The sequence below is a fragment of the Chryseobacterium sp. Leaf180 genome (genome assembly GCF_001424585.1).
Classification (GTDB): Bacteria; Bacteroidota; Bacteroidia; order Flavobacteriales; family Weeksellaceae; genus Chryseobacterium.
On record NZ_LMPJ01000012.1, the window covers coordinates 122974 to 135783 of the forward strand.

Sequence of the window (12810 nt, forward strand, 5' to 3'; positions counted from 1 at the left end):
ATGATGAAAAATAATAAAGCAAAAAAACACTGGCTTTGGTTGATTTTATGTCCGCCACTCATTTTCCTGGGCGTTTCGCTGATCGTAAAACTGCTTTGGAACTGTATTTTACCGGAAGTATTAGGTGTAAAAAGTATAAATTTCTGGCAGGCAATGGGAATTTTGTTACTGAGTAAAATTCTTTTTGGAGGAATCAACGGTGGATTCGGACGAAAAATAAGAAACGCAAAAATGCAGCATTTCAGATCTCAGAGTGAAGGAATGACCGACGAGGAGAAAGAAAAATTCAGGGAAGTTTGGAAGGAGCGGTGCTCTTCAGGATTCTTCAGAAAATCATAATTGTTATTTAAAGGTAAATTATATTGTTGATGATCGGCGCGGGAAGCTTTGCTTCCCGCGCCGATTTGTTTCAGACAAAAAAGTGCAGATTTAGACGTGTTTTTGCTTCTAAAATATTTTGAAAATCTTAAATTTGTAAAGATTAATGAAAGATTACTACTACTTTCTCGGTGTGCAGCAAAATGCTTCGGATGAAGACATCAAAAAAGCGTACCGCAAACTTTCACTGAAATATCATCCTGATAAGAACGAAAACGATCAATTTTTTGAAGCCCGGTTTCGGGAAATTCAGGAAGCTTATGAACTCTTAAGTGACCGTGCGCAGCGGAAATCCTACGACCAGAATTTGGAAAGTTCGCATAGAAGTTTCAGATATAATATTCCGCCTGCGATAAAAAGTTTTTCAGCAAATAAAATTCATGCAAAAAAGGGTGAAGAAATTATTATAACATGGCAGACGATGAATGCCGATGTTGTGAAAGTGTTACCATTCGGACTTGAAAAGCCATATGGCGAAAGGATTTTTAAAATAACAGAATTTAAAGAAGGAAAGTTTCAGCTTTTGCTGCATGCGACTAATTCTCTGTTGCAGAAAACCGTTGTGCAGGGAATTACTATTTCTGAAGTTTTTGAAACTGATGGTGAGAAGTTTCGCGAAAAAGCAGAAGAATTATTTAAATCCCAGCCTAGTACGCCCATGAATCCATGGGGAAGGCCGAAGATTATGCGCATTCTTTTTGCCATTATTCTTCTGGCATTGGCAGTTTACTTTTCAGTCAAAAGTTTTTAAAAAAAACTTTAAAAACTTACGCAAGCTTTTTATTGCCCGGACATTTCTTACAGCGTTTTCCTTTTTTAAACTTTTTGCAGCACGATTTCTTCTCACAGAAAATCTCAGTCTTCGCATTGTCAAAAACCGGAGTAAGTGGCGGAACTTTGAAGGGAATAATAGCATTCATACTGCAAATATATTAATTTAGAATAAATATAATTAAAACTTCGGTAAAATTATTTTCATGATGATTGTCAGGTGCTTAAACGTTTTCGAGATTTAACGTTATTTATTTTGTTCATCATCTGTATAGTTAAAAGATGATTTTAAACACCTGTTCTTGGTTTGTGCATTCAGCTTTAAATCAGTATTTTTACCCATCTTTTTAGTTACAAAATCTACATAATAAAAATGAATACAGAACAGTTTGTAAGCCGTCACATTTCCCTGAATGAAGCTGATAAAAAGGCAATGCTGGAGAAGTTGGGCGTTTCAAGTATTGAAGAATTAATCTCTCAAACCATCCCGGCATCGATCCGTCTTGAGAAGGATCTTGACATTTCTGAACCTCTTTCAGAATACGAAATGCTGAACCATTCGCAGGAACTGGCGTCTAAGAATACAGACTACACAAGCTACATCGGTTTTGGATATCACAACACGCTTTTGCCGTCGGCAATCCAAAGAAATATTTTTGAAAACCCAAGTTGGTACACGGCTTATACACCGTATCAGGCAGAAATTGCACAGGGAAGGCTGGAAGCTTTGCTGAATTACCAGACGGTAGTTTGCGATTTGACAGGTTTTGCTTTGGCTAACGCCTCTTTATTGGATGAATCTACTGCAGCTGCAGAAGCAATGCATATGTTCTTCAACAACAGAACGAAAGATCAGAAAAAAGCGGGAGCCAATAAGTTCTTTATCTCAGATCTGGTTTTACCCCAAACGGTTTCTGTTTTAAAAACAAAAGCTGAAGGTCTTGAAATTGATGTGGTTGTAGGTGATCACAAATCTCACGTTTTTGATGCGTCTTATTATGGAGTTTTGCTTCAGTATCCGGGGAAAAATGGAATCGTTTTAGATTATACCGATGATATTTCAAACTATAAAAATTTAAACTTACAGGTTGTTGTGGCTTGTGATCCGATGGCTTTGGTGAAATTAAAATCTCCTGCCACGATGGGCGCTGACTGTGCTGTTGGAACTTCGCAGAGATTCGGTATTCCTTTGGGATACGGCGGTCCGCATGCTGCATTTTTTGCATGTAAAGAAGATTATAAAAGAGATATTCCCGGGAGAATCATCGGAGTTTCTCAGGATATGTACGGAAAGCGTGCATTGAGAATGGCTTTGCAGACAAGAGAGCAGCATATCAAGAGAGAAAGAGCAACTTCAAATATCTGTACAGCGCAGGTTTTACTTGCGGTTATGGCCGGAATGTATGCAGTTTATCACGGTCCGAAAGGCTTAAACTATATCGCAGATCAGATTCACTTTAAAGCCAATGCTTTGAAAGGCGGATTGAAAGCTTTAGGCTACAATGTTGTTGAGGAGCCAATTTTTGATACCGTGAAAATAAAAATGGCTGAAGATGAGAAATCTCGTCTAAACCATATGATGCTTGATCACAGATTAAACCTGAACTATTTCACGGAAGGTGTTGTGAGCATTGCGATCAACGAAAGTACAACGCTTGAGAAGCTGAATGTTTTAATGGCTTCATTTGCTCAGTTTAAAGACAAGCAGACTTTTAAATTAGAAATAAAAGAAGGATACAGCATTCCGCAGGAGAATTTGAGAACAGACGAAATTCTGACTGAAGAAGTATTCAACAAATACCATACAGAGACCGAACTGATGCGATACATCAAGCGTCTCGAAAGAAAAGATTTATCATTAACGCACTCCATGATTTCTCTGGGATCTTGTACGATGAAACTGAATGCTGCGACGCAGATGTTGCCGCTTTCATGGGCAGGATGGGGAAGTGTGCATCCATTTGTACCGGTAAATCAGGCAGCTGGTTATCAGGAGATGATTCACGAGCTTGAAAAAGATTTATCTGAAATTACCGGTTTTGCAGGAACTTCTCTACAGCCAAACTCTGGCGCTCAGGGAGAATATGCAGGTTTGATGGTGATCAGAGAATATCACATTTCCAGAGGTGAAGGTCACAGAAATGTTGTTTTGATTCCTCAGTCGGCACACGGAACCAATCCGGCTTCTGCTGCAATGGCGGGAATGAAAATCGTGGTTGTGAAAAATCTTGAAAGCGGAGAGATTGATTATGAAGATTTCAAAGCTAAAGCGGAAGCCAATTCTGCGAATTTATCTGCGGTAATGATTACTTATCCTTCAACGTACGGATTCTTTGATGCCAACATTAAAGAAATTACGCAGTTGGTTCACGATCACGGCGGACAGGTTTATATGGACGGTGCCAACATGAACGCTCAGGTTGGATATACAAGTCCGGGGAATATCGGGGCAGACGTGTGTCACCTGAATTTACACAAAACTTTCGCTATTCCTCACGGCGGTGGTGGTCCTGGTGTTGGTCCGATCTGTGTGGCGAAACACTTGGTTCCGTTTTTACCATCGAACGCGAATATCAAAGTGGGAACAAAAGATTCTATTGAGGGAATTTCTGCAGCGCCATACGGTTCTGGTCTGATCTTAAATATTTCTTACGCATATATTAAAATGCTGGGAACTTCAGGATTGAAAAAAGCTACTGAGCACGCAATTTTGAATGCTAATTATTTAAAAGAAATCTTAGCGGAACATTTCCCGATTTTATATTCAAATACAGAAGGCAGAGTAGCTCACGAGTGTATCGTAGATTTCCGTCAGTTTAAATCTTTAGGAATTGAAGTGGCTGATGTTGCAAAAAGACTGATGGATTACGGTTTCCACGCACCTACGGTTTCTTTCCCGGTTGCAGGAACATTGATGATTGAGCCTACAGAATCTGAAAGTAAATCTGAAATCGACCGTTTTGCCGAAGCTTTGATAGCCATCAAAGCAGAAATCGATGAGATTGCCAACGGTGACGCCGATCAAACGAACAATGTACTGAAAAACGCTCCTCATACTGAGCAATTGGTCATTTCTGATTCTTGGGACAAACCATACAGCAGAGAAAAAGCAGCTTATCCTCTACATTGGGTAAGAGATCACAAATTCTTTGCAACGGTTGCAAGAGTTGATGAAGCTTATGGAGACAGAAACTTGGTTTGTACCTGTGAGCCGATTGAAGCGTATATGTAAAATACTTTTCAGATATAAAAAAAAATCCCTTTCAGCAATGAAAGGGATTTTTTTATTGAAATTTTTAAGCTTCGGTTGCGGATAGTAGACACTCACCTTCAAATTCTGAGGCGATGATCTCGTCTTTGTTCATCCAGTATTCTGAGGTGATCAACGTGAATGTATTATTGCCTTCATCCTTTAATTGCCACAAAATATCTTCTGCCTGCTCAAATCTTGCTTCGGTGATCATCTTTTCTTCGAATAATCTCTTGATGATGTTGCTGTCGGAAAGTCCCCGGTTGAACGATTTCAAAACAATTTCTTTCGTTATTTCTCCGTCAAAATCTGCAGGTTTTTCCATTTCGAAAGTGACTTTTGTTGCTTTGCAGTTTAAAAATGTTCCGTTGTAGGCTTTGAAAAGAAGCTGATTTACAGCGAAGAGATCGCGGTGAAGTTCGATCTCCGGATATTCTTCGCAAACTTTATCAATCAGCATATCGTGGGAGATCTGAGAAATCTGCCCTTCATTTAAACTTTCAGATAATTTATACGTTAAAAGAATTTCTGCCGCTTCATTCGGTTCGAAATCTGTGATGGCCATAAAAAGCATTTCTTTCAGATTTTCGGGCTTGATGGTTTCGGCATCCGGGAAATTAAATAATTCGAGAAGCCTGGTGTAATCTTCGTTGCTCCAGTAATTTTCGATTTCTTCGATGGTGGTTGCACTTTTTAATGTGATGTGGAAGTTCATTTTTAAATATTTAATGTTTACTGCCCTGATGAAATACTTCTTCAAGACCGGTAATGCTACACAAAACAGAGACCAACGCAGGAAATCAATTTTCTAAATGATTTTAATCAGATTGCTTTTAGATATAAGACGACTTTTTCTTTGCTGAAAGGGATCTATTGTGGTTTAATTCTTTCCAATGTATTTGTATACAGTGTTTCGTTTCACATAGTTCACGATACATTTTTCTCCGCTGCGGTTCGAAAAACACTCGAACTGACGGCGGGTAGAATTTTAACAGTCTTTAATATAAATTCTTAAGCAAGATCACTACCCGCAGGAACAAGATTACTGTTCGCAGGAGCAAGATCACTACTTGCAGGGGCAAGATTACTACTTGCAGGAGCGAGATTACTGTTCGCAGGAGCGAGATTACTGTTTGCAGGAGCGAGATTACTTTTTGCAGGTGCAAGATTACTGTTCGCCGGAGCAAGATTACTGTTCGCAGGAGCAAGATCACTGTTTGCAGGAAGCAGATCACTATTTGCAGAAGTGAGATTACTACTCGCAGGAGCAAGATTATTGTATGCCGGAACGAGATGTCTATAAGATTGAGCATGCTTCTGTTTGCGGAGGAAAGCAACGGGTTTGCGGAAGCTTGTATCCTGAGTGCAGGCAGATGATTAGTGGATGTTCAGGCAAATTTTTTGTGAGCAGGTAAAAAAAAACGGCTGCGAGAAACAGCCGTACGGCTCACCTTTCGGTCGAACCTACAAATAACCATAAAAAAGCAGATTTATCTAATTTTTTTGAATTCGATCGACTGCACCTGTTCGTATTTCGGATTGCTGGCGCCGTAGATTGATTTTACGTATTTTTTGACGTCCTCGGCGGTTTCGACGACGCTGTCTTCGTTGGTGTAGAGGACTTCGTTGCGGTCGATGCGGGCATTGCTGAGATTGGTAATAGCGGTTTCGGCAGCCTGATTCTTGGCGGTAAGATCATCGATCAATGCGGAAACGGTGGCGGTTTTGAGTTCGTCTTCGTTGGGCGCATAGGTCGGTTCGTTCTCGATCACGGCGAGAAGGCCGCTGAGGTGCTCGATGATCTGGTCAAAAGATTTCTGGCTGCTGGAAATCGGGTCTGGTTCCGGCTCACCGGTTTTGGCGTCGGGAGATTTTTTGTCTGAAGAGCCGCTTTTGCCCTGAATCTTGCGGTTGAATCCTTTGGCGTCTTCGAGTTTTTCTTCGCTCGCATCGGTAGCTTCGAGGGCGTTGACAAGGCGTGTCGCAAGTTTTGGAACGACGGCAAAGGCTGCGCTGCGCTCATTTGTTCTGTCGTTTTCGGCCTGTTTCTTTGCCACGACATCATCCATTGCGGCGCTTGCCGCGGTTTTCAGCGCGTTGAGTGCGGGTAGCTTGAGCATTGTCTTGGAGGGATTGTACTCGGCGCCGTAGGATGTCACGAAATTGATTAATCTCTGGAAGTTGCCAACATTTTTGGCGTGTCCTGTTTCTGATGTTGAAGCCATAAGGGTAATTTATTTGTGTTGTTTATAAACAAATATAAAATTATTTGTGAATATGGCGAGGGGTGGAGAGGAATTTTTTTGAACGGTATTAAAGTGTTTATTTTTCTATGAATTTATTGAATTATATTTAACTGTATTTACACCTAAAGTGAGGAATTTGAAATTGAAAGATCATTCTATTCCAAATTAAATTTTCACTTTATAACCTTTATCTTTAATTTTTAATGGTAAATCTTGCAAAATTCTAGTACCTATTATAAAATTTTCTTTCATTTTTGCTTCAATTTCGGCTGCTTTTTTTCGCGATTTTGCTTTATGACTAACAGCATTTCTATCATTAGCAAAATCCTTACAGCGTACTAATATGGAAATATCTAATATATTTTCTTTAATAAGTTCGGAAATTAGGAGTGCTTGTGCAATATATTTTGGTGGTTTAAACCCAATGTAAACGAATGAGCCATCTTTTTTTGCTTGCACCGCAACATTATATAACATACTCTCTATTACTTGACCTATCTTTTGAAGCCCAACATCTGGATCACCTTTAAGCATGTAATGCTCATAAGCTTCACTTACGTATGGTTTAACAGTTTTTATATATTTGGTTAAATCAACTTGTGTTATATGTTGTGCTAGTGAAATTCCCTGATACTCTATATCACCAACTTTAGTTTCGTTAACACTCATATAACCTATTCCGAATTTTTTAGATTCTTTGATATCACTTGAATAATCTTTTCCTGACAGATCATTTTCTTTGGGATATGCAACAATAATTCTTATTGGAACTCCAGTTGATACAATATCAGCGAACTGCTGCTTTATAGAGACAGGAAATGGTCTTTCGGCAACTTCACAAACTATATATTGTGTTGGGGTTTTCCAGTGTAATGTTGGTCTTAAAGGAATATGAGGTTCAATTTCTTGTTCAACTAATCCATCAGTTAAACCATATCTATTTTTTATGATAAAGTTTGCGGACTCAGCAATCTTGTGTAAATGCGAAGGTAGTATTGAGAAATCCATATTATTCTTCGTCTAAAATTTTATTTATAGCATCTTTCAGATTTCTTAATGCACTCTTTACATCTTCATCATTGCGCTCATCATCTGATAAACGTTCGACGTAGTACAAAACATTACTAAAATTTGATATTAATTTTTTTTCATCATAAAGTACACTGACTGTTTCATTAAATACCTTATCAATACCAGTATTATTTAAAGTGAATATTTTAACTAGAGCTTTTTCTGCTTCATCAGATGGATATTCTACATTTTTCGGTGATGTTGCAAGCTTCGATATTTTTCTAAAATCTACGATATTTGATATAGTTCCATTTTTATATTTTGTTATAAGAGTATCTCTTATATCATCAAGATTTTCACCTATAACTGTAGGGATATTTCTTCTAACAGTTTTTAAGGCAGATTCCATTTCAATAAAAAAATCCTCAGTTAATTTTTGTTTTGATTTAGGCTTTTCAAGTTCCTCAAGGATTGTTTCTTTAAATCTCTCTGGTAATTCTATTAATAACCGACATCTTCTTATTGTACCTCGATTTAAACCAGTCTCCTCACTCAAATGCATTTCATTAGGCTCAAAACCTAACTTTTCCCGAAGTAGATCAATAACTCTAGTTATTTTGTTTGCTATCGTGAATAAATCCCATTGCTCTCTTAATGAGTGTATATTAAACATCATTAGCAAATTGTCTAAATCATTAGGTTTTGACTGAACAATTGCAGGTATTACCGATATGTTAAGTTTTTTACTAGTTCGCCACCTCCTTTCGCCATCAATTAAAACAAATCGATCGCCATTCTTATATACAGATATAGGAACTTGTACACCATATTTTTTAACAGAAATAAGGAGATTATCCATCTCCTCTTGTCTAAAAACAATTCTTGGATTTTCGGGATTTGGATCAATAAGATCTATACGTAATTGTTTAAGTTGAGCTGAGTTTTCCATAATTAACTAATACAATTTGTAACAATATATTCAGATATTTTCTTTCTGTTATTGAGATTGCTTGCAATAGTACTATGCCGTTCCATTTCATATTTTTTGCCAACATTTTTATATAGATTTCTAATACTATCGTGCATAGCGTTTGTAAGAATATAAAAAGCGCCCTTTTTATCAATCTCATTCACGAATTCTGCCAGTCTCAACTGGTCTTCCCAACTGAAAATTTTTTGGTTATATTCTATAAAGCCATTATTATTGTGTGCAACAGTATAAGGTGGATCTAAAAATACTAAATCTCTCTTTTCAATATTATTAATGCAACTTTCAAAGTCATGTGAACTTAGCCTTGCATTAGTTAGTGACTTACTTACAGCGGATATATTATTTTTACAGAAAATTTGTATTGATTCATTTTTTCCATAAGGAACATTAAATTTACCAAGAGAATTCACCCTATATATTCCATTATAACATGTCTTATTAAGATATATAAACCTTGCAGCCATTAAAAGATTATCTTCCGTCTGAAAATCTCTGATTTTATAATAACTTTCCTCATTATTTATTAAAGTTTCCAAAACTTGTAGTAGATCTCCATGGCAGTTTTTAATAATATTGTAAGCGTTTATCAGCTCAGCGTTTAGGTCGTTTAAAAAAATGTGATTTGATGGTTTAAGATAAAAGAAAACAGCTCCACCACCTAAAAAAACCTCATGGTAATTATTGTAACTTTTTGGTACAAAATCAATAAGTCGTTTAGTAAGCCATCTTTTACCTCCAGCCCAACGAAGAAATGGTTGAACTGTTTTCATATCTATCTCTTGCGTATCTATCATCTACTATTGTTATCCATTTTGAATTTAAAACTCTGATCATCTAAAATTATAATAATGTTTTCATTTTATAATTGATTAAAAGTAATTTATTTTATTGAAAAAAATCCATTTCAGATAAGATTTTCTTAATGCCTTATCAGACATATAATAAATTTACAGATACTTAACTTAAATATTTGATATCTAATTGTTAGTTATACTAAATAAAATCCTAAAAACCACAAGTTATGCGGAAGGATTTGAGAAACTAAATCCTATCCACCGTTTCATTAATCGCTTTCTCTTTGTAGCCGGAGTTGGAGACTTTGCCGAAGTTGTATTTTACGCCGATGGAGAAAACGGGCGTGTTGCCGTAGAAGCTGCCTTTGGTGATGATTTTACCGTAGCTTAACTTCTGAATGAAGATGTTCTGTCTGAAAATATCGTTGTACCGCACCGTAAAATCGAAACCGGAAACCGATTTGGTAAGACCGACATTCACGATGATCATCTGATTGTATTCGTACAAACCCTGCACGCGGCGCGTCACCCACGAGCCGTCTAAAAGTGCGGTAAAACCTTTGCCGAGTTTCAGGGTGTTGTTGGAATATACATAGAGGTATGGCGTGGAAGGACTGACTACTGCGAGACGGTCTTCGGTTCTGGAATAATTAACTGAAATACTGTTTTGGGAAGTCAGGAATTTGTATTCGAAAGGAACATCGAGCCCAATGCTGGCGCCGATCTCGCGGTCGAAATTTTTGACGGTGAATACGGAGATGTTTTTGGTCTCATCATAGAAAAGTCCGAAACCGGTTGGGTTTTTACTTTCGTAAACGGAAGCATTCAGTGCCCATTTTTTAAGATTTGCATTGGCAGAAACGGTGGTTGTGTAGGTGGGAAGAAGATTGGGATTTCCCTGATATTCTACATACGGACTGCCGTACAGACCGCCAGAAGCAAGATCGCCATAGCCAGGTCTGGAAATATTGCGGTTGAAATTTAATGAATATTCGTAATCTTTGTTCTGTCTGAAAGAGAGCTTGGCGCTCGGAAACCAGTCGGTGAAGTGACGGTCGATATTGGTCAGGTTTAAAATCCGGTTTATACCTTTGGCTGAAGTGGTTTCCATGCGGAGTCCACCTTTAAAGCTGAACTTTTCTTTCTCACCCGAAAATTCTGCGTAAGAAGCAATGTTTTCTTCGCTGAAGATGTACTTGAAATATTCGGAAGGCGTGAGGCTTTTGTAATCGGTGAGATTATTGGTGAGTACATCAGCTTTCGTAAAGCTCGCCCCAAAACCTAAAACGTAGTCTTTTTTAAACTTCTTTTCGACATCGATTCGACCTGAATAGGCGTTTGCACCGTATTTGTTTTTCCGGAACTGACTGAAAAGAAATCCCGCATTATCTACATTATTATAAAAGTCGTAACCGACATTCTGGCTTTCGCGTGTGAACTGCAAGCCGGCAAAAAGAGTAGCGTTGAGCGACTTCAGCTTCCTGTTGTAGTTGAATACCGAATTGACAGTTGCACGCTGGCTGTCCTGATTATTGAGCGTGACAATCTGAGATTTTGCTCCGTTTGCTTCATAATTGGTGACGGTTGTATTGGTTCCTTTGTCGGGACGCAGATTGGCGTTAACGGCAAAAGTAAAATCGTCTGTATCGCTTAACTGATGGAAAATATTGGTTCCCAAAATAATCTGTGGACGGTCTGTGATGGATTTGATGATGTAATCTGACTTGATGTCTCGGCTGGGAACCAAATAATCGAAACCGTTGCTTTCCCAATGCTGAATCTGATTGTAAGCAGCATTCATTTTCCATTCGGTTTTATTTTTCTTCTGCTGGAAATTCGCTGAAAGGTTATTGCTGAACCGTTTGTTGAAGGTTGCCGTTTCGTTGAGGGTCAATTTATAGCCTTCCTTCTTGCTGCTTTTGAGAATGATTTTTAAAACAGCTTTTCCTTCCGCTTCATATTTTGCAGAAGGATTTCTGATGATTTCTACCGATTTTATGTCATCCACAGATATGGAAGTGAGCGTAGTGAAATCTACTCTCTGGTTATCGACGTACAGCAGCGGAACGCCTTTTCCGATCATCGAAAGACCCTCGCCGTTGGCATCGACATAGATAAATGGAAGTTTGGCAAGTAAATCTGCGGATGTAGCCACAGTGTTTAGCGGAGAACTGGCAATGTCGATCGTGATATTCCCATTCTGCACCTGAAACGGTTTTCTCTTCGCGGAAAGTCTGACTTCCTCAATGTCAGAAATTTTTTCACTGAGTGTAATGTTGAAAGTCCGGTCTTGTGAAAGTTCAAAAACATGTTCTTTCTGAATGAAATCTCCAGACTGAATCTGCAGAAAATACTGTTCAGGTTTAAGGTTTGAAAACTCGAAAACACCGTTCTGTAAGAGGGAAGTTTTGACAAGTTCGTTATTCGGAGTGTAGAGGTAAATTTCTGCAGAAGTGATTTTCTGATTCTGGCTGTCGGAAACCGTTCCGCTGATTTTAAATTCCTGAGCTACAGCGCTGAGAGAAAAAAAGAAAATAAAAATGCTGAGCGTTTTGGTAAACGCTGAAGTGGTAGTTTTGGTTTGAGACATAGTTTGGTTTGAGGTAAGACAACTGAGGGTGGCATTTTATTACTTGCTGTGGGGGAGTTTTTTAGTATAGTGGAAGTTTAAAAATGAAGAAATGTCTATTTCATTAATTTTTAAGCATCGAGATTTCTCTGAGAATATTTTCTTTTGCCTGTTTTTCATATTTAGAAAAAAACAGCCCGGTATGATAAATTTGCGGGAAATCAAGAAAATGATTTAAAACTTTTATCCTTCCTGGGTTTTAAGTTTAATCTGCTTTCTTTACTTCAATTTCTGATAAACCTTTTATGTACCTTCTGCCGGTTTTCAGATCAGCCGCTGAAAGAAAAATAATACGGTTGGGAATCTGATCTAGTGTTTTGCCCTGAATTTCAGTGATGATAAAATACTGATTTCCGGCTTCGGTATTGTAGATTTCATTCCAGGAGAAAACGGCTTTGTATCCGTCGGAAGCTTTTAAAACAAAATAAAATTCGTTGAGTTCGCGCGGTTTTTCGTAATCGTATTGAATTGCAGACAAAGCGTTTTTCAGCAAAACGCCTCTCATTCCTGAAAGTATGTCTTTGATCTCGCCAACGGGATTATAAATGACGAGGTCTTTTACACGTGTTTTCGGTAATTTATCCAAATCATCTATATTAAACGTGATGCTGTTTTTTACCGCTCCGAAAACTTTTATACTTTCTGTCGGTTTAATATTTTGCTGCGCATTCAAAACCGAAAATACCGTCAGCAGAGATACGTGCAGTATAAATTTTAATTTCATTATAAGTTATACTTTA

Annotated in this window: 11 protein-coding genes; 3 read left to right on the forward strand and 8 right to left on the reverse strand. The window is 38.0% G+C overall.

Translation table 11 applies throughout. The features are described 5' to 3' along the window. Nucleotides 1-3 precede the first annotated feature (3 nt). Nucleotides 4-339 carry a hypothetical protein gene (locus tag ASG01_RS14605; RefSeq protein ID WP_055865365.1) on the forward strand — a complete coding sequence of 112 codons (336 nt, stop codon included), beginning with the start codon at nt 4-6 and terminating at the stop codon, nt 337-339. Between the two features lie 145 nt (nt 340-484). Further along, entirely contained in the window at nt 485-1129 is a 645-nt protein-coding gene (locus tag ASG01_RS14610) for a J domain-containing protein (RefSeq protein ID WP_055865282.1), read from the forward strand. A 16-nt stretch (nt 1130-1145) separates the two neighbouring features. On the opposite strand, the gene ASG01_RS16105 is transcribed toward ASG01_RS14610, so the two are convergent. Then, nucleotides 1146-1298: a hypothetical protein gene (locus ASG01_RS16105; RefSeq protein WP_185097247.1), complete on the reverse strand. Its 153-nt coding sequence runs from the start codon at nt 1296-1298 to the stop codon at nt 1146-1148. 224 nt (nt 1299-1522) lie between these two features. Between ASG01_RS16105 and gcvP the strand changes: the two genes are divergently transcribed. Then, nucleotides 1523-4381, forward strand: coding sequence for an aminomethyl-transferring glycine dehydrogenase (gcvP, locus tag ASG01_RS14615; protein ID WP_055865284.1), 2859 nt, complete (start codon nt 1523-1525; stop codon nt 4379-4381). 64 nt (nt 4382-4445) lie between these two features. On the opposite strand, the gene ASG01_RS14620 is transcribed toward gcvP, so the two are convergent. The 7 genes from ASG01_RS14620 to ASG01_RS14650 all read right to left on the reverse strand — a co-directional run bounded on the left by ASG01_RS14620 (nt 4446) and on the right by ASG01_RS14650 (nt 12794). Continuing rightward, entirely contained in the window at nt 4446-5114 is a 669-nt protein-coding gene (locus ASG01_RS14620; RefSeq protein WP_055865369.1) for a hypothetical protein, read from the reverse strand. A 775-nt stretch (nt 5115-5889) separates the two neighbouring features. Next, nucleotides 5890-6624 (reverse strand): hypothetical protein, encoded by a 735-nt coding sequence (locus ASG01_RS14625; protein ID WP_055865289.1) that lies wholly within the window; start codon nt 6622-6624, stop codon nt 5890-5892. A gap of 186 nt (nt 6625-6810) precedes the next feature. After that, complete coding sequence (locus ASG01_RS14630) at nt 6811-7653, reverse strand: hypothetical protein (protein WP_055865292.1); 843 nt, start codon at nt 7651-7653, stop codon at nt 6811-6813. 1 nt (nt 7654) lies between these two features. Next, on the reverse strand, nt 7655-8605 hold the full coding sequence (locus tag ASG01_RS14635) for a ParB/RepB/Spo0J family partition protein (RefSeq protein WP_055865297.1): 951 nt from the start codon (nt 8603-8605) through the stop codon (nt 7655-7657). Nucleotides 8606-8607: 2 nt separating this feature from the next. Then, the gene (locus ASG01_RS14640) at nt 8608-9441 is read right to left on the reverse strand and encodes a DNA adenine methylase (protein ID WP_055865300.1); all 834 of its coding nucleotides are present in this window, start codon (nt 9439-9441) and stop codon (nt 8608-8610) included. A gap of 247 nt (nt 9442-9688) precedes the next feature. Next, complete coding sequence (locus ASG01_RS14645; RefSeq protein ID WP_055865301.1) at nt 9689-12031, reverse strand: TonB-dependent receptor domain-containing protein; 2343 nt, start codon at nt 12029-12031, stop codon at nt 9689-9691. A gap of 244 nt (nt 12032-12275) precedes the next feature. After that, nucleotides 12276-12794, reverse strand: a complete 519-nt coding sequence (locus tag ASG01_RS14650) for a hypothetical protein (protein ID WP_055865304.1) — start codon at nt 12792-12794, stop codon at nt 12276-12278. Nucleotides 12795-12810 lie beyond the last annotated feature (16 nt).

What these genes read in the sequence shown, in the direction of transcription:
- ASG01_RS14605 (WP_055865365.1), top strand. Translation starts at nt 4, where the DNA reads ATGAAAAATAATAAAGCAAAAAAACACTGGCTTTGGTTGATTTTATGT.
- ASG01_RS14610 (WP_055865282.1), top strand. Translation starts at nt 485, where the DNA reads ATGAAAGATTACTACTACTTTCTCGGTGTGCAGCAAAATGCTTCGGAT.
- ASG01_RS16105 (WP_185097247.1), bottom strand. Translation starts at nt 1,298, where the DNA reads ATGAATGCTATTATTCCCTTCAAAGTTCCGCCACTTACTCCGGTTTTT.
- gcvP (WP_055865284.1), top strand. Translation starts at nt 1,523, where the DNA reads ATGAATACAGAACAGTTTGTAAGCCGTCACATTTCCCTGAATGAAGCT.
- ASG01_RS14620 (WP_055865369.1), bottom strand. Translation starts at nt 5,114, where the DNA reads ATGAACTTCCACATCACATTAAAAAGTGCAACCACCATCGAAGAAATC.
- ASG01_RS14625 (WP_055865289.1), bottom strand. Translation starts at nt 6,624, where the DNA reads ATGGCTTCAACATCAGAAACAGGACACGCCAAAAATGTTGGCAACTTC.
- ASG01_RS14630 (WP_055865292.1), bottom strand. Translation starts at nt 7,653, where the DNA reads ATGGATTTCTCAATACTACCTTCGCATTTACACAAGATTGCTGAGTCC.
- ASG01_RS14635 (WP_055865297.1), bottom strand. Translation starts at nt 8,605, where the DNA reads ATGGAAAACTCAGCTCAACTTAAACAATTACGTATAGATCTTATTGAT.
- ASG01_RS14640 (WP_055865300.1), bottom strand. Translation starts at nt 9,441, where the DNA reads ATGATAGATACGCAAGAGATAGATATGAAAACAGTTCAACCATTTCTT.
- ASG01_RS14645 (WP_055865301.1), bottom strand. Translation starts at nt 12,031, where the DNA reads ATGTCTCAAACCAAAACTACCACTTCAGCGTTTACCAAAACGCTCAGC.
- ASG01_RS14650 (WP_055865304.1), bottom strand. Translation starts at nt 12,794, where the DNA reads ATGAAATTAAAATTTATACTGCACGTATCTCTGCTGACGGTATTTTCG.